The organism is Shouchella phoenicis, assembly GCF_047238345.1.
GTDB lineage: Bacteria > Bacillota > Bacilli > Bacillales > Bacillaceae_D > Shouchella.
Window position 1 is genome coordinate 1959416 of sequence record NZ_JBDFMQ010000001.1, and the last position, 24100, is coordinate 1983515.

The 24100-nt window shown below is 41.0% G+C and carries 24 protein-coding genes and 1 riboswitch; all 24 genes read right to left on the bottom strand.

Going from position 1 to position 24100, the window contains the following annotated elements:
- Positions 1-110: 110 nt before the first annotated feature.
- The 24 genes from ABC361_RS10560 to ABC361_RS10675 all read right to left on the bottom strand — a co-directional run bounded on the left by ABC361_RS10560 (position 111) and on the right by ABC361_RS10675 (position 24092).
- Positions 111-998 carry a UbiA-like polyprenyltransferase gene (locus tag ABC361_RS10560; RefSeq protein ID WP_413073948.1) on the bottom strand — a complete coding sequence of 296 codons (888 nt, stop codon included), beginning with the start codon at positions 996-998 and terminating at the stop codon, positions 111-113.
- A gap of 20 nt (positions 999-1018) precedes the next feature.
- Positions 1019-1732, bottom strand: coding sequence for a demethylmenaquinone methyltransferase (locus ABC361_RS10565; protein WP_413073949.1), 714 nt, complete (start codon positions 1730-1732; stop codon positions 1019-1021).
- Positions 1733-2449, bottom strand: a complete 717-nt coding sequence (locus ABC361_RS10570) for a heptaprenyl diphosphate synthase component 1 (protein ID WP_413073950.1) — start codon at positions 2447-2449, stop codon at positions 1733-1735.
- A gap of 89 nt (positions 2450-2538) precedes the next feature.
- Complete coding sequence (gene mtrB / locus ABC361_RS10575) at positions 2539-2760, bottom strand: trp RNA-binding attenuation protein MtrB (protein ID WP_413073951.1); 222 nt, start codon at positions 2758-2760, stop codon at positions 2539-2541.
- 15 nt (positions 2761-2775) lie between these two features.
- Positions 2776-3330, bottom strand: a complete 555-nt coding sequence (folE, locus tag ABC361_RS10580; RefSeq protein WP_413073952.1) for a GTP cyclohydrolase I FolE — start codon at positions 3328-3330, stop codon at positions 2776-2778.
- Positions 3331-3438: 108 nt separating this feature from the next.
- Positions 3439-4917, bottom strand: a complete 1479-nt coding sequence (gene spoIVA / locus ABC361_RS10585; RefSeq protein ID WP_413075755.1) for a stage IV sporulation protein A — start codon at positions 4915-4917, stop codon at positions 3439-3441.
- Between the two features lie 204 nt (positions 4918-5121).
- Entirely contained in the window at positions 5122-5850 is a 729-nt protein-coding gene (locus tag ABC361_RS10590; RefSeq protein WP_413073953.1) for a hypothetical protein, read from the bottom strand.
- A 12-nt stretch (positions 5851-5862) separates the two neighbouring features.
- Entirely contained in the window at positions 5863-6072 is a 210-nt protein-coding gene (locus ABC361_RS10595; RefSeq protein ID WP_099300870.1) for a DUF2768 domain-containing protein, read from the bottom strand.
- A gap of 197 nt (positions 6073-6269) precedes the next feature.
- On the bottom strand, positions 6270-6536 hold the full coding sequence (locus tag ABC361_RS10600; RefSeq protein WP_099300871.1) for a stage VI sporulation protein F: 267 nt from the start codon (positions 6534-6536) through the stop codon (positions 6270-6272).
- Positions 6537-6606: 70 nt separating this feature from the next.
- On the bottom strand, positions 6607-7635 hold the full coding sequence (locus ABC361_RS10605; RefSeq protein WP_413073954.1) for an NAD(P)H-dependent glycerol-3-phosphate dehydrogenase: 1029 nt from the start codon (positions 7633-7635) through the stop codon (positions 6607-6609).
- Between the two features lie 13 nt (positions 7636-7648).
- The gene (gene plsY / locus ABC361_RS10610; protein WP_413073955.1) at positions 7649-8266 is read right to left on the bottom strand and encodes a glycerol-3-phosphate 1-O-acyltransferase PlsY; all 618 of its coding nucleotides are present in this window, start codon (positions 8264-8266) and stop codon (positions 7649-7651) included.
- 22 nt (positions 8267-8288) lie between these two features.
- Complete coding sequence (gene der / locus ABC361_RS10615) at positions 8289-9602, bottom strand: ribosome biogenesis GTPase Der (protein WP_413073956.1); 1314 nt, start codon at positions 9600-9602, stop codon at positions 8289-8291.
- A gap of 64 nt (positions 9603-9666) precedes the next feature.
- Positions 9667-10287 carry a YphA family membrane protein gene (locus ABC361_RS10620; RefSeq protein ID WP_413073957.1) on the bottom strand — a complete coding sequence of 207 codons (621 nt, stop codon included), beginning with the start codon at positions 10285-10287 and terminating at the stop codon, positions 9667-9669.
- A 176-nt stretch (positions 10288-10463) separates the two neighbouring features.
- Positions 10464-11591, bottom strand: a complete 1128-nt coding sequence (gene rpsA, locus ABC361_RS10625) for a 30S ribosomal protein S1 (RefSeq protein WP_413073958.1) — start codon at positions 11589-11591, stop codon at positions 10464-10466.
- Between the two features lie 69 nt (positions 11592-11660).
- Entirely contained in the window at positions 11661-12242 is a 582-nt protein-coding gene (locus ABC361_RS10630; RefSeq protein WP_413073959.1) for a lysophospholipid acyltransferase family protein, read from the bottom strand.
- Positions 12242-12913, bottom strand: coding sequence for a (d)CMP kinase (gene cmk, locus ABC361_RS10635; protein ID WP_413073960.1), 672 nt, complete (start codon positions 12911-12913; stop codon positions 12242-12244). The genes ABC361_RS10630 and cmk overlap by 1 nt, the downstream gene beginning before the upstream one ends.
- Before the next feature lie 149 nt (positions 12914-13062).
- Positions 13063-14409, bottom strand: a complete 1347-nt coding sequence (ypeB, locus tag ABC361_RS10640; RefSeq protein ID WP_413073961.1) for a germination protein YpeB — start codon at positions 14407-14409, stop codon at positions 13063-13065.
- A gap of 19 nt (positions 14410-14428) precedes the next feature.
- Positions 14429-15265, bottom strand: coding sequence for a spore cortex-lytic enzyme (sleB, locus tag ABC361_RS10645; protein ID WP_413075756.1), 837 nt, complete (start codon positions 15263-15265; stop codon positions 14429-14431).
- A 208-nt stretch (positions 15266-15473) separates the two neighbouring features.
- Entirely contained in the window at positions 15474-18923 is a 3450-nt protein-coding gene (gene metH / locus ABC361_RS10650; RefSeq protein ID WP_413073962.1) for a methionine synthase, read from the bottom strand.
- Positions 18920-20776 (bottom strand): bifunctional homocysteine S-methyltransferase/methylenetetrahydrofolate reductase, encoded by a 1857-nt coding sequence (locus tag ABC361_RS10655; RefSeq protein WP_413073963.1) that lies wholly within the window; start codon positions 20774-20776, stop codon positions 18920-18922. Before ABC361_RS10655 ends, metH begins: the two co-directional genes overlap by 4 nt.
- Positions 20777-20781: 5 nt before the next feature.
- On the bottom strand, positions 20782-21894 hold the full coding sequence (locus ABC361_RS10660) for a methionine biosynthesis PLP-dependent protein (protein ID WP_413073964.1): 1113 nt from the start codon (positions 21892-21894) through the stop codon (positions 20782-20784).
- Between the two features lie 81 nt (positions 21895-21975).
- A riboswitch (SAM riboswitch) is annotated at positions 21976-22075 on the bottom strand.
- A gap of 126 nt (positions 22076-22201) precedes the next feature.
- On the bottom strand, positions 22202-22366 hold the full coding sequence (locus tag ABC361_RS10665) for a hypothetical protein (RefSeq protein ID WP_413073965.1): 165 nt from the start codon (positions 22364-22366) through the stop codon (positions 22202-22204).
- A 14-nt stretch (positions 22367-22380) separates the two neighbouring features.
- A complete protein-coding gene (prsW, locus tag ABC361_RS10670; protein WP_413073966.1) occupies positions 22381-23049 on the bottom strand; it encodes a glutamic-type intramembrane protease PrsW in 669 nt (222 codons plus the stop codon).
- 83 nt (positions 23050-23132) lie between these two features.
- The gene (locus tag ABC361_RS10675) at positions 23133-24092 is read right to left on the bottom strand and encodes an asparaginase (protein ID WP_413073967.1); all 960 of its coding nucleotides are present in this window, start codon (positions 24090-24092) and stop codon (positions 23133-23135) included.
- Positions 24093-24100 lie beyond the last annotated feature (8 nt).

Sequence of the window (24100 nt, forward strand, 5' to 3'; positions counted from 1 at the left end):
AAAATCATTGCTCCTCACACTCAAAACACGTTATTCTGTCTTCACTTCTTTTATCCATAACTTGTCTTTATTTTAACCGAAACCCTTTCGTGCTAATCACGATGAACGAATCAGCCAAAGCGTAAAAGCATCATATCAACAAATGCAAATGCAAAAAGGAGAACAGATAACGTTCCGTTCATAGGAAAAAATGCCAGTTGAACGCGCGACAAATCATCCTTTGTTACAATGGAATGCTGATAAATCATAATGATACCAGCAACAAGAACACCTATTAAATAAAACCAGCTAAGAGGCGAATTGAAAAACAATAAAACAAAAAAAAGAAAGCTTACAACATGAAATCCTCTTGCAATCACAAGCGCTTTCGCAACGCCAAATCGACTCGGTATGGAATACAACCCGTTTGCTGCATCATAGTCTGCATCTTGTGTCGCATACACGGTATCAAATCCAGCTAACCAGAAAAGAACAGCACCGAATAGTAAAAATGGCGTTAGTGAAAGCTCTCCGGTCACTGCTACCCAGCCGCCGAGAGGCGCAATGCCGATTGTAATTCCTAATACGACATGGCATAGCCAAGTAAAACGCTTTGTATAAGAATAGAATACGAGAAAAAATACGGCAATCGGTAATAAATAGACTGATAGTAAATTAAGATTAAATGCCGCTAGAAAGAGAAGCGCAAACGATGCAACGATAAAAATCCATACATCTGCTTTCGATAATAATCCAGCTGGAATCTCTCGTGTCGCAGTCCGCGGGTTATGCTTATCAATTTTCGCATCAATTACGCGGTTTAAGGACATAGCCGCACTTCTTGCTCCAATCATCGCAATCGTTACCCAAAACCATTGCCATAGCGTTGGAAACTGTCCATTCACAACGAGACTACCTAACAACATCGCAAAAAAAGCAAACGGAAGCGCAAAAATCGTATGTTCAATTTTTATCATTCGCATAAATGTTTTTGTTTTTGATCCTACTGCAGTTCCCATGATTTTGTCTTCCCCTCTTACTAGCTAGACTTCGGTTTCTCTCCTAAATGCATGGATGCGACACCACCTGTATAGCTCTTCACTTCAATTCCTGTCATGCCAGCTTCTTGAAACATCTTTGCCAGCTTCTCTCGGTCTGGAAATTGGAGTGTTGATTCATGTAACCATGCGTACTCATCATACTTCTTGACTAAAACCTTGCCAGCAAGAGGCATGACATGTTTGAAATAGAAGAAATAAAGCTGCTTAAACCCTGGAATAGTCGGTTGCGAAGTCTCTAAACAGACAACTTTTCCTCCTGGCTTTGTTACTCTAACCATTTCTTTTAATACTTGCATGTAATCTGGTACATTCCGTAAGCCAAATCCAATTGTTACATAATCAAATGTATCGTTTTCAAATGGAAGTTCCATTGCATTTCCTTGAATAAGTTCAACATTTTTTATGTTTTGCTGCTCGACTTTTTCTTTTCCTACTAGTAACATATTTTCACTAAAATCGAGTCCCACGACTTTGCCGCCATCTCCAACAGCCTCACTTAGTGAAATGGACCAATCCGCGGTTCCGCAGCAAACGTCCAGAGCCGAACTATTTTCTTTAACTGCCATTCGTGTCATCGTATCTTTGCGCCACGCTTTATGCCTTTGAAGGCTAATAACAGAATTCATCATGTCATATCTCTTGTGAATCGATTGAAAAACACGATGAACCCGTTCTTCTTTAGGGTGGTTCATTTAACGACCCTCCTCAGTCAAACGAAAAAAATCAGTCAAAAATTGGTCCAGTGTATCGTTGCGTTTAAAATTAATCGACTGCTTTAGCTTCTCTTCACAAGTTTGTTGTTTTTGTCGCAAGCGTGTCGTGTCATCAACTGATGCTTCACTTTTTAATAGCCTCGTTATTTTTTTGCTAAGAAAGTATAGATGAAGTCGTTCTACAAATGATTCCTCTTCTTCCTTCCCTAAAATTCTTAATAAGAGTAATGCATCAATCGCTGTTTTTCGGTGTAGTAATTCATCTTCCGTTAACGACTTGTCCATATAATGAGTCATTTTTAATTCATAAATATCCTGAAGTGTACTGCCAAACAGCTCTACCATATCCACTGCATTGACCCGGGCAAGGGATTGATAATAACGTGCACTATAAAAATCTCCAGCAAGCACATTTAGCTGTCTTCTCTTTTTTAACGTGTCGTTTTCATTATTATGTAAAGACACGAGGTCATGAATCATCACGCCAGCATGAACAAAGCCCCACGCCAATGAAATAGCTAGGGTTCGTTCTTGCTGCTCTACGTCACGAATCAATTGGTGCGCTAGCCAAAGCTCGTCCTGATCTGGCCTCGTATCATCAATATACTGTTGTAAATAGTCATGTCGAACAAGTTGGTCAAAATGCTGTTTCAGTTCAGTAGCATTTGAAATAACTACCGCCCCTTTTTCTCTCATACAAACTTTCCCTTCTTTCGCCTACTATACAGAATCTCTTTCCCAAGTATAGCACAGCGCTTCAATCATAAACACTATTACTCGTTAAATTAGTCTTCGTCTGTATCCATAGTTCCATGGCTCGTTTGTATAACAGCTTTCCCTCTAATTTTCACTGCTGATGTATGCTCCGTAAACTGACCAATCATAACTTCACCTTTGTCGAGTTTTTCAGAATGGTGAAAGCGTGTATCTGATCCACGAGTTAAGCCAATCACTTGTACCCCGTTGTCCTTTGCTTTAATTACAAAAAAATCATCACTTTTGCTCATACTTATCCTCCTTCTTTAAATGAGAGATAACACTTCTTGCCTTGCGACGGCATCTTCTTTAAATGTTCCTCGAACTGCCGATGTAACCGTTTTAGAGCCCGGTTTTTTAATTCCTCTCATAGACATGCACATATGCTCAGCTGATACAACGACCATGACCCCTTTTGCCCCTAACGTTTCTTCCAGCGCATCAGCAATTGTCTTTGTCATTCGTTCTTGTACTTGAGGCTGTCTTGCAATCCCGTCCAATGTCCGCGCTAACTTACTCAAACCAGTGACTTTTCCGTTATTTGGAATGTATGCAATATGTGCTTTCCCAAAAAAAGGAACCAAGTGATGTTCGCACATCGAGTAGAAAGTCATATCTTTTACAAGTACCAGCTCTTCATGATCCTCAGTAAAGACTGTTTGTAAATGAGTTTTTGGATCCTCATGTAATCCACTAAACATCTCTTCATACATTTTTGCTACTCTTCTTGGTGTGTCGAGGAGCCCTTCTCGCTCTGGATCTTCTCCAACTGCTTCTAAAATCATTTTTACTGCTGTTTGTATTTTATCTTGATCAACCATGATTGTCCCTCCATCGTCATGCTTCCCACTATTTATCTCTAGTAAAGATTAGCAAAACTATAGAGGAAAAGCAAAAAGAACTCACTCCAGTGGAGAGAGTTCTTTCATTTACAAAATAATGGCAATTAAACCGCCTGATCCTTCATTAATGATTCGCTCAAGAGTTTCTTGCAGTTTGTAGCGCGCGTTTTCAGGCATAAGCGATAACTTTGCTGAAATCCCTTCTCGAACAATTGAATTTAACGATCGTCCAAAAATGTCAGAGTTCCAAATAGAAAGCGGGTTCTCTTCAAAGTCTTGCATTAAATAACGAACCAATTCTTCACTTTGTTTCTCTGTTCCAATAATCGGGGCAAACTCAGACTCTACATCTACTTTTACCATATGAATGGATGGCGCTACCGCTCTTAATCGAACACCAAAGCGGGAGCCTTGGCGAATAATTTCAGGCTCATCCAAACTCATGTCAGTTAAAGAAGGTGCTGCAATTCCGTAGCCTGTTTGTTTGACCATTCGCAAGGCATCTGCTACTTGATCATACTCTGTTTTCGCATGAGCGAAGTCTTGCATAAGGGATAAAAGATGATCTTTGCCTCGAATTTCAACACCTACAACTTCTTTTAATACTTGATCATACAGTTCGTCTGGAGCGTACAGATCGATTTCTGCAATCCCTTGGCCCATTTCAATTCCAGCAAGTTTTGCTTGATCAATAAATTCGAGCTCTGTGAATTGGCTGACAACCCGATCCACGTCCCTAAGCCGTTTAATATCTTTCACCGTCTCACGAACTGACTCTTCATAGCTTTCACGAAGCCAGTGATCGTTTTTCAGAACCATCACCCAGCTAGGGAGATTAACGTTCACTTCATGAACAGGGAACTCAAACAAGACTTCTCTTAGCACACTGTTAATGTCATGCTCGTTCATTCCTTCAATGCTCATAGAAAGAACCGGTATATCATATTCTTCTGAAAGCGAAGACCGCAGATGTTCCGTGTCTGGATGGTGTGGCCTTACGCTGTTAACAATCATAATAAACGGTTTGCCAACTTCTTTTAGCTCTTCAACGACTCTCGCTTCTGATTCAACGTAGTCACTTCTTGGAATATCGCCAATCGTGCCATCTGTTGTGACCACAACTCCAAGCGTTGAGTGCTCTTGAATCACTTTCCTTGTCCCGATTTCAGCTGCTTCTTGAAATGGGATCGGCTCTTCATACCAAGGCGTGTGAATCATCCTCGGTCCATTCTCATCTTCATACCCTTTCGCACCAGGTACAGCATAACCAACGCAGTCCACTAAACGGATGTTCACATCCAAGCCTTCGTCAACATGTATGGACACTGCTTGATTCGGCACAAATTTCGGCTCCGTCGTCATGATTTGCTTACCTGCCGCAGACTGTGGAAGCTCATCTTGAGCTCGATTCTTATCTGCTTCGTTTTCAATGTTTGGAAGCACCACAAGTTCCATGAATTTTTTAATAAAGGTCGATTTTCCCGTGCGAACCGCTCCAACGACACCGAGATAAATGTCGCCACCTGTTCGCTCCGCGATATCTTTAAAGATATCTACTTTTTCCAACAAGATCATTCCCCTCCCGGTCAAGTAAAATATGATGCAGCCGAGTCTTATACCTCTAACCACTACCAATTCTATGACATTGTCCTATTAATATGACTGACTGCGGTGATTATTTTTCTGCATCGACTCTTGAAAGGGGAGACGATAAAGATAATGCCCCTTCCAATTCTATCTTACGACTGGAAGGGGCAAACTAGACCTACTTTATTCATTTTCATAGAATTTTGTATCGTATTGTATCCCATCATCATTGTCATACGTATAGGGAACAGAGAAAACCGGAACGAATGGCGCATCCTCGTACAAGTAGGATCGCAAGTCTGTATCTGTCTCATATGGCGTGTCCAAATCCGATTCTAGCTCCATCAGATCAACGCGGTAATCAATAATAATGTCTCCACTATTTGTGTAGAGTAGAGGCAGCCTTGTTTCATTGTAAGGACTATCAATATATGGATCCTCATCGTATCCTAAAGCACTAAAATCGAGCGCAAACAAGTTGTGATCGAGCGCTTCTTTAATCGGTGCATACGTATGTTCTCGTCGATAATCATTGATTCGTTGCGTTAATGTATTAATTTCATTCATGACACGGACATCGATCACTTTCACTTCTGGCTCTTCTTCGACATTAACCAATACATACTGATAGACACCACCATTCTCAAACGAAGAACCTGGTGCTTCTTGCATATATGTTGGAATCAGCTGCCGAAAGTCGATGACGTAGCGCTGATACAAATTCGTATCCTCGTCAAACGTATTAATTGGCAGTACGCCTGTATCTTCTTGAAATTGCTGAACTGCCGTTTGAACACTAGCCATTTGATCCGCGTAAGGAACTTGATTTTCTGCACGTTCTTGATCAGGCAGCATGCAACCGCTTAAAAAAAAGACGATACAAGCTACGCTAAGAAACGAAAACACCTTCATGCTATTACCCCTTTATCTCATAAAGTTTGACGTCGGCCCACCTAAAACGATATAAGCGACAATCAGACCAGCCACGACCATACAGATAAATGAAAACGATAAAACAATTTTAGACAAAATTCCACTTAATCGCGTTCTTGCTAAAAAAGCTGTTCCAGCGGAAACAAACATAAGAATAATTCCAGCAAACGATATGTACATATTTAACATTGCTAAGGACATTGCTACACCTCACTTATCTTTCCCATCCTATTAATTATAGCACAATCAAAACCGCCACAACAGATTAAAAAGCTAGACAGGAGTGGGGCTCTCCTCTCTAGCTTGACTAAATCCTTTTTTTCTTGCCCTGATAATAGTAGGTGTTCTATTGCAGTATATGCAGGCTTCGAAATTTTGTTTGGATGTTTGACTATTTTTTAATTTTTGTTGTTAAACATTTTTGTTAAAGACGACAAATCTGATGGCATATTATTATTCAAAATAGCAGCGACAATTTGGTCTTCTTTCTCTTTTGAAACAGGTTTGTTCGCCATTGCAGCTACACGGCTAATTAAGTCGCGTAAGGTTGCCTCATCTTTTAAATTCGATTGACTAACAGAATTCGCGAGCTTAAGTAACTCATCAGGTCGAACTTTCGTATTTTTTTGGACTTGATCGAAAAACGAATCATTTTTCTTAAACATCCAATCCCTCCTCATGCTTACGTTCCTTTTATCGTATGCAGGAGGCAGAAAAATTGTGCAAACGTGGAGTTTAATTCAAATGATACAGTTCTTCTACTTCATTTCGCTTCACTCGCCCCATTAAATCTTCTGCCGCTTTCACAGGATCAACGCCTTTAAACAAAACAGAATAAAGCGCCGCTGTTAAAGGCATATTAATGTCTTCTTTACTTGCGAGTTCGTAAGCTGCTTGCGTTGTACGTATTCCTTCTACAACCATGCCCATTTCTTCAAGGACTTGATCCATCGACATTCCTTTTCCTAACATATGTCCTGCGCGCCAATTTCGCGAATGGACGCTCGTACACGTCACAATTAAATCACCGAGACCTGTTAACCCTGAAAAAGTCAATGGTTGTGCCCCCATATGAACACCTAATCGAGCGATTTCCGTTAAGCCTCTTGTCATAATTGCCGCTTTCGTATTGTCCCCATAACCTAAGCCGTTTGTTACGCCACAAATTAACGCAATAATGTTTTTTAAAGCGCCACCAATTTCAACCCCGATTAAATCTGGATTGGTATACACTCTAAATTGTGGGTTCATAAATAAACCCTGCGCATATGCAGCAGCATCTTCTATGTGTGAAGCAACGGTTACGGTTGTTGGCTGTCGTAACGCCACTTCTTCCGCATGGCTTGGACCAGATATTACGGTAATAGAAGCAATTTTTTCTGAGTCTCCCGCTTCTTCTTCAATGACTTCCGATACCCGTTTATATGTAGAAGGTTCAATTCCTTTACTTGCGTGAATAACAGGCACAGCTTTCTCCAACACGGCTACTAATTCTTGAACCGTCTCTCGCATTGCTTTTGAAGGCACGGCAAGTAGAACCGCATCAACACCCTTTACCGCATCTTTCATTTGGAGATAAGCGCGAAGCTGTTTAGGTAGCTGAACATTACGTAAATACTTTTCATTCGTATGATATTCATTCATTTCTTCTACTTGTTCTTGCCTTCTCGCCACTAAGCGAACATCATGACCATTATCAGCAAGAACAATAGCTAGGGCTGTGCCCCAGCTTCCTGCTCCGACTACGGCAATCGTTTGTTTCAACTTGAATCACTCCTTAAGCATGCTTTCTTCCAATTTTATTTTCAGTCCCTGACATCAGACGACTCACGTTTGTACGGTGCCGCCAAAGCGACATTAGTGCTAAAATAACTGTAAACAAGCTGTATTCAATCGGATAGGTGAAACTTGGGATAAGTAAAAGAATTCCTAATACAACGGGTGTTAAAATAGCAAATAATAGAGATCCGAGTGACACATACCTCGTAATAAAAATGCTTGCAATAGCAATCACGCCAGCAAGAAGTGACGGGAGAAAAACAAGGGTTGCCAATACGCCAATCGATGTAGCAACACCTTTCCCGCCTCGAAAACCAAAATAAATTGGCCAATTATGCCCTAGGATGGCGGCTAAACCTGCCAAGACATGAACAAGCGCAACATCCGTAATGAGCATCGCAACGATAACGGGTAAGATCCCTTTTCCCACATCAAGTAAAAGGACCGAAATAGCTGGGCCCACACCGAGCACTCTCAGTGTGTTGGTGGCGCCAGCGTTTCCGCTTCCTTCTTTACGAATATCAATTTTCTTGATCTTCTTGGCAATCAAGTAGCTAAAGCTAACCGAACCAAGTAAATAACTTAAACCTACAATTAAAACCGTCGTGATAATCATGTGTTTCCCCCTCTACACATCATTAATCATTTTTTTTACGTGAAATAATATGAATCGGCGTACCTTCAAAATCAAATGTTGCGCGTAATCGATTTTCGAGAAAACGACGATATGAGAAGTGCATTAACTCAGGTTCATTAACAAAAAATACAAACGTTGGTGGCTGCACTGCTACTTGTGTCACATAGTTAATCTTGAGTCGTTTCCCTTTATCCGTTGGTGTCGGATTCATGGCCACCGCATCCATAATCATATCGTTTAACACATGTGTTGGCACACGAAGATGATGATTTTCTGACACTCTTTTCACTTCAGGTAACAATAAATGGAGACGTTGCGTTGTTTTCGCAGACAAGAAAACAATAGGTGCATACGAAAGAAACTGAAACTCTTGACGAATGTCTTCCACAAAATTCTGCATCGTCTTATGATCTTTTTCAATGGCATCCCATTTGTTTACAACAATCACAACAGCTCGACCAGCTTCATGTCCATAACCTGCAATTTTTTTATCTTGTTCAATAATGCCTTCTTCACCATTAATTACGACCAAGACCACATCGGATCGCTCAATCGCTTTTAACGAACGCATTACGCTGTACTTCTCTGTCGCTTCGTACACTTTGCCTCGTTTGCGCATGCCGGCCGTATCGATGACCACATATTCTTGCTCATCTTTCGTAAACGTAGTATCAATCGCATCTCGTGTTGTGCCTGGAATTTGGCTCACGATCACACGTTCTTCACCAAGAAGTGCATTTACAAGTGAAGATTTCCCGACATTTGGTCGTCCAATTAACGCCATTTTTATTGCGTCTTCTCCGTATGGTACTTCTAAATCCGTAGGGAAATGTTGCACAACTTCATCGAGTAGATCGCCTAACCCTAATCCGTGTGCCCCTGAAATTGGGAACGGCTCCCCGATGCCTAACGCATAAAATTCATACAATTGATCTCTCATTTCAGGATTGTCCACTTTATTGACGCCTAGAACAACAGGCTTCTTTGAACGAAACAGCATATTAACCACTTCTTGATCGGCTGCTGTAATTCCTTCTTTTGCGCTTACTAAGAAAATAATGACATGAGCCTCTTCTATTGCAATCTCTGCTTGATGACGCATTTGCATAAGCAACGGTTCGTCTCCAAGTTCAATTCCACCTGTATCAATTATATTAAATTCATGGTTTAACCATTCCGCATTATTATAAAGACGATCTCGAGTCACACCTGGCATATCTTCAACAATGGCAACTCGTTCCCCGACAATTCGGTTAAAGATCGTTGACTTTCCTACGTTTGGTCTTCCAACGATTGCAACGACTGGTTTTGTCACAATCTCACACCCTTCCTACATCGTACATCAAAAATTTTTGTCTAACTCAATTAGTTTACTAAACTCATGCATGCTTGTCTATCCTATTTACAATCGGTTTAGGACGGAAGTAACGTTGAATTGTGCGTTTTTCAACCCATTGAATGCTGTACATCATGGCAGAAACCCCGATGCTCAAAGCACATGCGAGAGCAAGTAGATCCCAAAAAACAAATGACCCGATTGATACTGGCCAGTCACTTGCTTGACGAATTTGATTCATAACCTCTCCATGAATCATCCCGATTCCAAGTACAACCGTGCGAATTGAACGTCGAATAAGCAACACAGCTAAGATGAATGAAGGCACTACTTGTACAAGAGACGGACCGACTGATAAAATAATCGGATCCATTCGAATAAACGCTTGAATGCACACGTGAACCGTTGCAATTAGCAGTGACACAAATATAGCATACGCTAATTTTTTTATCGGCAATCGACCGACTACAGCATAGAAACAAATAAGTAAAAAGAAGAGACCAAAACTAACGGTATAAGAACCAAACGTCCAATTTAACGGGGCAAAAATAAGTATAGTTAATAAGATGACACTCGTAATCGCTCGCGGAGCTGTCTTTGGCATAAAAAACGTCACAATGCCCCAGAAAATCCATCCGAGCCAGTAAAAATAAAACCCTTCCATCGTTAATCACCTCTACCATGATTATGGACGGAAATCTACTAAAATAGACGTCTATTTTCACGATCATGCAAATTGGTGAGGTAGATAGACGACCGGACCGTGTGTTAACTCTAAACAAAAGCAAAAAAACTCCATGTATGGTTCATATACATGGAGTTCTCGTTCGTTCAAATCTACTAACGATATTTTTTCAGTTGATCGCCAATCATATCTGCTAAAGAAAAACCTGAAGACTCTTCCTGGTGTTCTTTCTCATATGCCTTTGTTTGGCTGCGGGTTTCGTCCTCTTGTGCTTCTCGAATACTAAGCGAAATCCGGTTATCGACTTCGTTCACTTCAAGAATTTTCACTTTTACCGTTTCGCCTACTTCTAAAACTTCAGCAGGGTTCCCAATATGACGCGTTGAAATTTGTGAAATGTGCACAAGGCCTTCAACACCAGGTAATACCTCAACAAAAGCACCAAAGTTAACAAGTCGCTTTACTTTTCCAGATACCACTTCATTCACGTTTAATGTTGAACCAACATTTGCCCAAGGTCCTGGTAATGTTTCTTTAATAGAAAGGGAGATTCGCTCGTTATCGATATCCACTGAAAGCACTTTTACGGTTACTGTATCGCCTTCACTTAAAACATCCTGAGGGTTTTCGACTCTTTCATGGGCAATTTGTGATATGTGAACCAAGCCATCAACACCGCCAATATCTACAAATGCTCCAAATGTCGCTAAGCGTTGTACCGTTCCAGATAACGTGGAGCCAACTTCAATCGACTGTAACGTTTGCTTTTTCTTGTGTTCGACTTCGTCTTCTTGCACAGCACGTTGAGATAGAATCAGCTTATTATTGCCTTTATCTAATTCAATTACTTTTACTTGAAGTGTTTCCCCTTCATAACTTGAGAAATCTTCAACAAAGTGTCTCTCTACATGTGAAGCAGGCACAAATCCTCTTACACCTAAATCAACAACGAGTCCACCTTTTACAATTTCAGCGACTACGGCTTCAATGACTGCATCTTTTCGCTGTACGTCTTCGAGCATTAGCCAAGCTTTTTCTGCTTGAACTGCTTTTTTTGATAGAATTAACTCATCATCTTCCACTTTCGTAACTTGAAGCTCTACTTCATCATTTACCGCAATCACATCGCCAGCTTTTTCAATATGCAACGTAGCCAGTTCACTAATTGGAACAATTCCATCCACTTTAAATCCAACATCTACAAAAACTTGCTTATCTTCCACTTTTGTGACCGTACCTTTAACAAGATCTCCTACTGAAAATACATTCATTTCTTCAGCCATTATGTTCTCCTCCTTTTATCATTTACACGTAACACGTTCAACGCTTCGTCTGAATGAGAGCATCACGTATTATTGATGCGTATCTTTAAGCTGCTGGATTTCTGTCATGATTTTTTCGGTAATATCTTTCGCTGAAACACGCTCTTTTCGGTAGGCTTCCATATCAATTGGTTTTCCATAGACCAATATCACGCGCTTGCGAAATTTATACGGTCCAATAATGACGCACGGTACAACATAAGCATCGCTTTTCCCCGCAAAAAATCCAGCTCCTGCTAGTCCATTCCCGATTTCACCTGTTTTAGAACGTGTTCCTTCAGGAAATAACCCAACCATGTCGCCCTGTTTTAAAATCTTAAGCGCCGTTCGTAATGATTCACGATCACTACCTCCACGCTTTACAGGAAACGCACCTAAACCCTTTAACAATTTCCCTATACCTAGCTTATCAAACAATTCTTTTTTTGCCATGTATCGGACTTGCCTGTTAATAAAGGCACCTAAAAGAGGCGGATCAAAATTGCTAATATGATTGGAACAAAGAAGCACGCCACCTTCTTCAGGAATGTTTTCTCTTCCTCTAATCTCTACTTTAAAAAACAATCGTAGTACGAACCGACATACTGCTTGTCCAAACCGATACAGCTTCATTAAACAGAGTGCTCCTTTACAAAATCGAGAATTGCATCCGTTACTTGGTTTATATCCATTTTCGTCGTATCTAAAACACGGGCATCATCTGCTTTTTTTAATGGCGCGAATGCACGGCTTGAATCGAGCTCATCTCTTTTTTCAATATCTCGCTTAATGTCTTCTAAATCAGACTGAAGTCCTTTATTTACTTGTTCCGTATGTCGACGTTTTGCGCGCTCTTCAACAGATGCGGTTAGAAAAATTTTCACATTTGCTTTTGGCAGAACATGGGTGCCAATATCGCGTCCATCAAGCACAGCATGTTTTTCACTAGCTAGCTTTTGTTGTTTTTCCATCATATTTAAACGCACTTGCTTATAGCTTGATACAAGTGACACGTTTTGATTTACTTTATTTGAACGAATTTCTTCGGTTATGTCTTCTCCATTCCAAAAAACGGTTGTGCCAGTTGACGATGGTGAAAGTTCTAATTCACTCTCCATTAAAAGGTTGTTTAACGCCTTTTCATCGTGTAAATCAACATTTGTAGCTAGAGCAGCTTGCGTTAATGCTCGATACATCGCTCCTGTATCAATATACAAAAATCCTAGTTTCTCAGCCACTTTTTTTGCTACTGTACTTTTTCCTGCGCCTGCAGGACCATCAATTGCTACATTAAAACTCGTCATTCTCTCTTCACACACTTTCTTTTAAAACTTGTCAATTCAGGCGCCAATTTTGGCTAAAAGCGCTGCTCCTATTATCTCATACTTTCAAAAGATGGCAAGCATCGGTTCACTGAAAAAACCCTCGCATGACTAAGCGAGGGTCCCTACAATTAAACACCGTAATCAGGTTCTGTATCTTTCATTCGTTCTACTTTTTCTTCATCACCGTTTTGCGCATTAATAAAGATGCGATACGTATCGTTGTCTTTTGTTCCATAAAATTCATAAACAAGTACGTCTTCATTGATATCATTTTCAATAATCGCGATGTGATCCTCCATCACGTCAATATGAGGGTTAATCATCGCCTGCGCTTCTTCTTTTGTCACCGACGGCGATTGAATGTTCCAATTGTCTTGATGATGAATAATATGACCTCTACCTACATAAGAGACGATATCCCCATCATCTAGCGCCACTTCAATGGTAATAGAGTCTGGATAGATGCGAATTCCTTCTTCAACATAAGCAAATTCAAGAACGGCCATATTGTTGTACTGCGTACTATCAACCAGCTCCATATTCAACTTATTCGCTCGCTCAAGGAAAGCTTCTGCTTCTTTTACCGCATCATTTAAACCAATTGTTTGCTTATCAATTTTTCGACTTTGCATGAACCAAATTGGTTCTCCACCTTCAACACTCATATCCATGTTGTAGTTTGCTTTATTTTCAGGATCATCCACTACAAGTGAATAAGCTGGGTATTCGATCGCGTCACTTGCATCGTCCACTTGAACCGTTGCCCCTTTTCCTAACTGGAGAAGGTCTAGCGCTTTTTGTTTCGCATCTTCTTTTGAAATCTTTTCACGACCACTTAGCGCTTCTTTTAATTCCCCATTTAAATTGCGAATGGATGAATCTGTTGCGCCCCATTCCACTTCACTAAACCCTTGAACAGATTTATTCATTCGTTCAAAATGTCCTGCAAACGAATATTCAGCTGGTTCCTCTTCATCTCTTTCTCGCTCAGCTAACCAAGGCATATCCGCGTTCATCATCATCGCTTGTGTCTCGCGCATCGATTGTCGGATAGAAGCTGATTGATCGTACAATTGCTCAAGCGTCGCATACTCTTTATCGGTTAAAGGGTCTTCGTTTAAATCTCTAACAGAAGTACGGTACGTGAAATCTGCAATTTTGTATAGGTATTTTTCCGTGTCTTCCATATTCAGCCCTTGCACCGGCAGTTCTGCTAAGCTTTTTTCAGCCAGGCTCGTGACACGCCATACATCCGCTAAAGCTGGCGATAATTGTCTTTGACTATTCATCGCTAATGTTTTCCCTAATTCATCTTCAATTTGATCAATATGGAAACTTAAATCATGGTACGCTCGTTCGTACATGTTTTCCGCCGTTTGGGCTAATTGATCTTTTTCATTTTTTTGTTGATAGCCCCAAATACCTGTGCCAACAACTGCAACAGCAAGGGCCCCAATCATGACATTCCGAATCACTTATTCCACCTCCAACAGTTTAATAACAGAATATATGTTTCCCGATACGTTTAATTTGTGGACGTGTCCAAATCCATGCAGACGTTGCTGTATCAGGATTGAAATAATACAGTGCATTGTTCGATGGATCTTGACCGTTCAGTGCATCAAGCACAGCATTACGAGCTGATTCGTCTGCCCCTAAATTGATTTGACCGTCTGCTACAGCAGTAAATGCCCGTTCTTCATAAATCACTCCAGCCACCGTATCAGGAAATGTTGCTGAATTTAAGCGATTGACAATGACTGCTGCAACTGCAACTTGTCCTTCGTATGGTTCGCCTCGCGCTTCTCCATAAACCGCTTGTGCCATTAGCTGAATATCGTTACTTGAATAGCCTGAAGGAACATTTTGTGCTTTTTCAATAATAGGCTCTCCATCATCGCCAGATGCGTCGTCTCCAGCTGATTGAGGATCTTCTGACCCATTGTCAGACTGACCGTTTTGTGGTGCTTGACCTTTTTGATTTTCTTTAGAAGTACCGCCATAGTGCGGAACAGATCGACCTTCATTTAACGCATTGGTTACATATTGTTGATCAAAACTGGTTGTCTCAACTAGCTTTCCTTTCATCTCTTGCCCAACTAAGCCATCAATATCAATGCCATATTCGTATTGATAGTTTCGAACAGCCCAGTATGTACCCCAGCCGAACACACCATCAATGTTTCCATTGTAATAGCCTACATATTGTAGCCTTGCTTGAAGCTCAACTACATCATCTCCAGTAGCACCTTTTTGAATGACCTGTTCTGAAAATGCCTCTGCCTCAGACTCAAAAAATAAGAATGAAAGTAGTCCTACAGCAATGACCATACCGTATTTTAGAAACGTATTCTTGCGGATAAACAAGGGTTTTCCTCCTTCATGTTTGACGATTTTGATCTAGCTAACGGTAGTCTTTGTTATTCCAATTTTTTTATACAACTCAAATCTAGTGGGTTCATTTAACGGATGTAAACGGAAAACCCTCGAGCATGATTGCTCGAGGGTAGCCGCTTTTATTTGCATGAATCCAGTAGGATTACGTTACATTAAAATAACGAGCTTCAGGATGAGAAAACACTAGAGCTGTTACACTTGCTTCAGGCTCCATCATAAACTCTTCGGTTAGGTCAATTCCGATTTTTTCAGGGTGTAATAGATCAAATAATTTTTTCTGGTCTTCTAAATTGGGACAAGCTGGGTAGCCGAACGAAACACGAATGCCTTGGTATTTCGCCGCAAAACGATCATTCATCGTGAAATCAGCAGCATCAGGAAAGCCCCATCGATCGCGCATTTGTTCATGAAGACGTTCTGCTAACCCTTCTGCTGTTTCTAACGCCGCTGCTTGCACAAGATGACTTTGTAAAAACTCTCCGCTCTCCTTTGCTTTTTCAGCCAAGGCGCGTACTCCTTTTCCTGCAGTGACAGCTAAAAAGCCAACATAATCCATTTCAGAGCCAACTGGACGGACATAATCTGCTAAACATAAAAAAGGTTTTACCCGTTGACGCGGAAAAGTAAAGCGCTCAAGCTCTTTTTTTGGATTGGAAGGATCGTAAATGATTAAATCATTTCCATCTGACTGGGCTGGAAAGAATTGATACATCGCATTCGCTTGTAACGTCTTTAATTGATTGGCATCAGAGAATAATTTATCTACTTTTTCTTTTAATTCAACCGTCTTTTCATGTCCTTCGTGTAATAAACGATCAACTTTCCCTTGAACGCCTAGATGACGACCAAGCAGCATTTGCATATTCACATAAGGGTAAATATGTTCCACATTATAATTTTTGACAATATGTGGACTACAATCTGCAGGCTGTATCACATCATGGTGATGTGCAATGGTTGATTTTTCTTCTTCACTTGTTTTCTGAGCAGAGGCTGTAGGTGTCACCCGCTTTGCTAAGTGCTCTGCTTTTAGCTTGCGCTGTTCACTTAATTCTGCAGCTAACACATCTCGCTTTTCTTGACTCGTTATACGATTGGCTAACTCTAATCCATTCATCGCATCCTTGGCGTAAATAACGAGACCTTCATATTCTGGCGCAATACGCGTATCAACAAATTTCCGCGTTAAGGCTGCTCCTCCAACAAGGACAGGAATCGAAATCGCTTGTTGCTTCAAGTCTTGAGCCGTTAGCACCATTTGTTGAGCCGACTTTACTAATAGCCCTGATAAGCCAATTGCCGTTGGCTGTTCTTTTTTAATGGCATCAATTAACTCATTCGATGTCACTTTAATCCCTAAATTAACAATTTCAAATCCATTATTGCTAAGAATAATATCGACCAAGTTTTTTCCAATGTCGTGAACATCACCTTTTACTGTTGCTAGTAAGATTTTTCCTTTTCTAGATTCATGATCACTTTTCTCCATATGCGGTTCAAGAAAAGATACAGCTGCTTTCATTACTTCGGCACTTTGCAAAACTTCCGCCACAATTAATTCATTATTATTAAACAACCGACCGACCTCATCCATTCCGTCCATCAGCGGCCCATTAATAATATCAAGAGGGGAAGGATACGCTTGCAATGCAAGGGTTAAATCAACGTCTAAACGCTGTTTCGTCCCCTCGACCACATATAAAGCTAATCGTTCTGCTAGCGATAACCCTTCATACTCAATCGTTTGTTTTGAACTTTTCCCACGGTAATGAGCGGTGAAGTCAGCAAGAGTTCGGTCATCGGTTTCAAAAAGCAATTGATTCGCTAATGCTTTCTCTTCATCTGAGATACTAGCGAACCGTTCAAGTTTCTCTGTATTCACGATCGCATAATCAAGACCAGCCTGTGTACAGTGGTACAAATAAACCGAATTTAACACTTCTCTTCCTACAGGCGGCAAACCGAATGATACGTTACTCACACCTAGAATCGTTAAACACTGCGGCAACTGCTCTTTAATGAGCTTAATTCCTTCTACAGTCGCAGAAGCTGATCCTAAATATTGAGCATCGCCCGTTCCAACAGGAAAAACAAGTGGATCAAAAATAATATCATGAGCTGGAATACCGTGCTTTTCGGTTAATAACTTGAAGGAGCGCTTCGCAATTTCAAGCTTTCGTTCTGCCGTGACAGCCATTCCTGTCTCGTCAATGGTTCCTACGACAAGCGCCGCACCAAATTGTTTTACAAGAGGGAGAATCGCTTCAAACCGCTCTTCGCCATCTTCAAGATTTATTGAATTAATAATGGCTTTTCCTTGGGAATACGTAAGTGCTTCTTTAATGACGTTTTCGTCAGTAGAATCAATCATGAGCGGCACCTTTACTTTATTTGTTACATGAGATAGAAAAGCAGCCATATCATCTGCCTCCTCACGATCGGGATCCGCTAAGCAAATATCCACAACATGTGCGCCTTTTTTTACTTGTGCACGTGCAATTTCCGATGCTTCTTCGTATTTCCCTTCTTCTATTAACCGTTTAAATTTCCGCGAACCAATAACATTTGTTCGCTCACCAACAAAAAGGGGACGCATCGAATCATCATAAATGAGTGCTTCTAAGCCTGAAACAGCGTGTTGATGCCTGGTGTTTTCTGTTCGTGGTGGATAGTTTTGCACCATGTCTTTTAGTGCACGAATGTGGGCAGGCGTTGTGCCACAACAACCACCCACTACGTTAAGCCACCCTTTTTCTGCGAAACCTTCAAGCTTTTTGGCTAACGACTGCGGCGTCTCGTGGTAGCGTCCGTCTTCATCCGGCAAACCAGCATTCGGGTAGCAGCTAACATAACTTTCCGCCAGCTCTGATAGCGAGCGAATGTGATCTCGCATGAATTCTGGTCCTGTTGCACAATTTAACCCAACGACAAGTGGCTGAAGGTGTTCAACAGATAAGGAAAATGCTTCCACCGTTTGTCCAGCTAAAGTTGTTCCCATCGGTTCAATTGTTCCTGAAATAAAAAGAGGCAACGTGACGTTTGTTTTTTGATACGCTTGCTGAATACCGATGGAAGCAGCCTTAACATTACGCATATCCTGGCTTGTTTCTAAAAGCAACAGGTCAACACCACCGTCAATTAAGCCAATAGCTTGTTCCTCGTAGGTAGCAATTAATTCATTAAACGTTGTTCCCCCTGTGACAGAAAGGGATTTTGTTGTTGGCCCCATAGCGCCTGCCACAAAACGAGGTTCTAAAACGGTGTGCCATTTACTCGCTTCTTCTACTGCTAATTCAGCGGCTTTGCGGCTAATTTTATAAGCAAGGTGACCAAGGTCATAGTCATCCAACACAATGCTAGATGAGCCAAACGTATTCGTACAAATAATATCCGCGCCTGCTTCTAAATACGCTTGATGAATACCGGAAATAACGTGGGGAGCTGTAAGGTTTAAATACTCGTTGCACCCATCATAAGCAGCGCCACCGAAATGCGCCTCTTCCAAATCCGCGTCTTGAATCATCGTGCCCATTGCACCATCTAAAACGACAATTTTATTCTTAAGCTGTTCAACAATCTGATTATGTCTCATTGTAACTCCCTTTCTTTATGCAACGGTGCGGTTGTCTGTTTACGTAGGTATGTGGCCAGTTCAACGGTTAAGTGATAACGCAAAAATGGCGTAATTAAATAAATTCCATTAAAATAAGTTGCAGCCTCTCGTGCTAACGATTTTGCAATCGCAAGTCCTTCTTGCTCCGCTTTAGCAACGTCTTCTCCAGCTCGCGCCATTCGTGCTCTCGTCTCATCAGAAAGCGAAATACCAGGCACTTCATTATGAAGAAACTCTGCATTCCTACTACTCGTTAACGGCATAATGCCAACAAAGATGGGCACGTTTAAATGCTTCGTCGCCTCATAGATCTGTTTAAACTGGCTCTCATCAAAAATCGGCTGAGTGAGAAAATAGTCAGCTCCAGCTTCAATCTTTTTTTCTAATCGTTTCACAGCTTTATCAAGATGTTTCACGTTCGGATTAAACGCTGCAGCTGTTGTAAACGTTGTTTTTTTCCCTAAAGTTTTACCAGAAAATGAAATCCCTTCGTTCATCTGTTTAATGAGCGGTAACAATTTTGTTGACGATACATCGTACACAGAGGTCGCTCCAGGAAAATCACCAATTTTACTTGGATCGCCTGTAATGAGCAACAAATCAGATAAGCCAGCTAAATCAAGTCCCATTAAATGGGATTGTAAGCCAATTAAATTACGGTCCCGACACGTTAAATGGACAAGGCTTTGAAGACCCACTTCTTCTTTCACAATCATCGCCAACGTTTGATTATCGACTCTTGGACTTGCTAATGAATTATCCGCTAATGTTAATGCGTCAATCCCGGCAGCTTTTAACGCTTTTGCCCCTTCTATAAATTTGTCAATATTTAATTTTTTAGGCGGGTCAAGCTCTACAATAATGGTTTGTTTTTGCTCCACGACATCTTTAATTGACTGTTTTGTCTCAGACGGCGGCACCAATTCTGTTTGCTTTGCATGTTTTCGAATGTTTCGCGTAACAGGCGACCGACCACTTGCCGCCTGTTTGATCGCTTCGATGTGAGCTGGCGTCGTGCCGCAGCAACCGCCTATCACATGCACTCCTTCATTGATAAATCGTTCTGACATTGATGTAAAATAGTCCGTATTCGATGCATAGACAAAGCGTCCATCTCGATAGCCTGGTAAACTCGCATTCGGGTAACACGCTAATGGTATATCATACGGTAGTTCAAGTTCTTCAATGGATCGTAGCATATGATAAGGACCCATGCGGCAATTCAACCCTGTTACATCCGCTCCTGCTTCATACAGCTCTGTTAAAGCTTGACTGAGAGGAATACCTCCTTTTAACACACTAATGTCACCAAGTGATACGTTTGCAATGATCGGCAAATCCGTTTTTTTGCGTGTTGCGATAACCAATTCTTTTATTTCAAAAAAATCATAAAACGTTTCGAACAATAAGCCATCTACATCCGCTTTTAAAAGCACATCTACCTGCTGATTCAGGGATTCTACACAGTCATTTCGATCCATTTGTTCAAATTGAAACCCTTGAATCCCACCTACTGTTCCAACGACAAACGCTTGCTTTTTCTCACTTGTCTGCACCGCTTGTTTGGCAAGCTTAACCGCTGCTTCATTAATGGCTTTCATGTCTTCTTGTAGTCCATAACGTGCTAACTTATGGGCATTTGCTGCATACGTATTCGTTTGAATTACAGTTGCTCCTGCGTTCAAATACGCTTGATGAATGGAAACGACTTCGTTTGGTTTAGAAAGATTTAATTCTTCAAAACATAAGTCATAGCCCGCCTCATATAAAACCGTTCCCATTGCGCCATCAGCAACAACCACAGAAGACGTAACAGTTTCTCTCAAGTTCATGGATCTCACCTCCCTTGATTCGTTGCTTGTTCAAATGCTTGTTTTAAATCAGAGATTAAATCTTCGCAATGTTCAATTCCTACTGACAGCCGTAGTAACGTCTGATCGATGCCTTTTTCGATTCGAAGTGCTTCAGGAATATCGGCGTGGGTTTGCGTAGCTGGATACGTCATTAAACTCTCCACTCCGCCTAAGCTTTCTGCAAAAGAAATAAGCTGAAGTGCTTTGAGTATGGGATTAATATAAGATTCATCTGTCACACGAAATGACAACATTCCACCTTTTCCCGGATATAAAACGTCACGCACGAGGGACTCTTCCTCTAACATCGAAACGATTCGTTTTGCATTAATTTCATGTTGCTTCATTCGTAGTGCCAATGTTTTCATGCCTCTCATTAATAACCATGAGTCAAACGCACCGAGTATGAAGCCTGCTCCATTGTGAAAGTAGCCTAATTGTTCGCTTAATTCCGCCGATTTCGCGACAACAAGCCCAGCCACAACGTCATTATGTCCACCTAAATATTTTGTCGCTGAATGGATGACGATATCTGCCCCGTCTACTAACGGTTTTTGCAGCAACGGTGTTAAAAACGTGTTGTCAACGATCAGGAGTACATCTGCTTTTTGAGCGATAATGGCCAATTCCTGTATCGAGGCTTCTTTCATTAATGGATTTGTAGGTGTTTCCACAAAAATGGCCTTTGTTTCGGCTTTCAACTTATCTTTAACAGCATTTAAGTCCGCCATATCTACATAGTCAAAGTGAAGCCCCCACTTTGTCCATCCTCCTTCGAACAGTCGGTATGTACCACCGTACAAATCATCTGAACATAAAATATGATCACCTTGCCCAAATAGTGAAAAAACGAGTTGAATGGCAGACATTCCAGAGCTTGTCGCAAACCCTTGCTCTCCATGTTCTAAATTTGCAATGGCTTGTTCAAGCACTTCTCGAGTGGGATTTCCAGTACGAGCATAATCGTACCCTGTTGATTCTTGAATCCCTGCGTGACGATAGGCTGTAGAGAAATAGACAGGTGCATTTACAGCGCCTGTTGCATCATTTCGGCGATTTCCGATTTGCGCAAGAATGGATTCATCATGTGTTGTCATTGTTTATCCTCCTTTTTAAAAAAACGGTACAATCATAAAAAACCTTTCTTCAAGATATAAGAAGAAAGGTTGCGAACAATTCTCTTATCTTGCAGATTTCTGCTGGATTTAGCACCTTGCCAATAAAGGCTGGTTGCTGAGACTTCTTCGGGCCATGTCCCTCCGTCTCTCTTGATAAGATCTATTAAGTTTATTTGCTATTGTCACAACTTTAACGCAAAACGAATGATTCTGCAACCCGTAGCATGAAAAATGCATAAAAAACGCACAGCTTGTCTTACATAGCTGTACGTTCTTTGCACATTCATTATTCAGGTGACGCTTCAATGATTAATTGATCTTCATTTCCGCATACACACTGTTTAAAGCCTGTTTCATATTCTCCGTTTTCATTTCGTTTTCCACGTAAAATATATTTCTCTCCACATAAAGGGCAACGAATGACAATTCGATAACGATTCGCTGTTGTCACGCTATCCTCCTCCTTTAGTTCAGATTGCACTTTTCATCTTCATCTAGTTTGTTCGCCTTTTTTATTTTCCATATTGCTAATAACCAAAGCGCAACCATAAATGGAATCATTAAATATAAGAAATAATGTCCAAAATCCATTAGAATGTAGTCGTAACTTCCGTGCAAAATCATTGGTAGTACAGCCGCTAAAAAAAGAAATAGTTGTTTTTTTGAAGGCTGGTATTTGGCTCTTCCAACGTAATAACCCATAATAATTCCATAAACAGCATGGGCGGTGGTTGGTAATAACGTTCTCGGGAGCACGTGATCAAACCCATACGCAATCATATATAAACTATTTTCAACGGAGGCAAAGCCAAGCGATAACGCTACACCAAAAACGATTCCATCAATTGGTTGCTTTAGTTGACCATGTTGATAAGCAAATATGAACAACATCAGCCATTTTAAACCCTCTTCTATCAATCCGTAAAGCAAAAAAGCTTTTGACAACGAATGTGATAGGATCGCTTCTTCTGTGAAAGCAAATTGAATGACTGAAATTGGTAAGACGAGCAAGGCGCCAATAATAAAGATTCTTAGGACTAAAAACATGGCACCTCGACTAAAGGAATCACGTAAATACACATAAGAGAACAATGCCATGGCCGGAGCCAGAGCCGCAAGAATAAAAGAAATCAACGCTTGTCGACCCTCTCTCTAAAAGGACGTCCGCTACATAGTCCAGTATACGCCTCACGCTAATGAGACTCAAGTTTCACCGCTTATGAAAACCCCAGGGTAAGATCTTGTTGAGCAGCCGTCAAAACGAGCGCTTTAATTCTTGCTTTTTTGCTATCATAATCAGACCCTAAAATAACGCCAAGTTGTTCTAAGTGGTGTGCACTCCCTTTATAATCATACGTTGGATACACTTTCCCTTCCTCAGATGACGTTGTTAAAATAATTGGCTTTTTCTTTTGCAATGCCTCTTTAATAGGGGCAACTAATTGTGGCGGCACTTGACCTCGACCAACGGCTTCAATGACCAGCCCGTCCACTGTATCAAGAATAGCACGGAGCGTTTGTTCAGACATCCCTAAATAAATTTTTGCAATACCGATCTCAAGAAATGTGGGTTCCTTTACCATATACATTTCCCGTCGGATTGGCTTTTGATACGTAAAAATAACATCATTGTCAATAATTCCTAGATAACCAAATCCAAAAGCATTAAAACCTTGAATATTTGAAGCATGTTCCTTTTTTACATAGCGTGCGGAAAAAATACGTTCATTGAATACAACCACACAGCCTGTGCCTTTTAAATCTGGTTCACATGCCGCATATATCGCATGCCTTAAGTTCATAAATGCGTCACTACCTGTTTCCTCTGGCCCTCGTTGTGACCCTGTTACAACAACAGGTCTTTCATCTACATTTGTTAAATCTAAATAGTAGGCCGTTTCCTCTAATGTATCTGTACCGTGGGTAACGACAACCCCGTTTACATCATTTGCTTGAAAAGCTTTTTTTACTTCATTAGCTAGCGTAGCCCAATCTTCCGAAGTTAAGTGGACGCTTGGCTTCTGCAAGACTGACTGCACCGTCACGTTAATATCCGTGGGTAAGCCACATAAATCAGCTAATTCTTCCCCTGTTAATTCACCAGCAACTAATTTTCCGTTATCACCTGTAGTACTTGCGATTGTTCCACCTGTAGTTAAAAGTACGACGTGCCTCAATGTTTTTC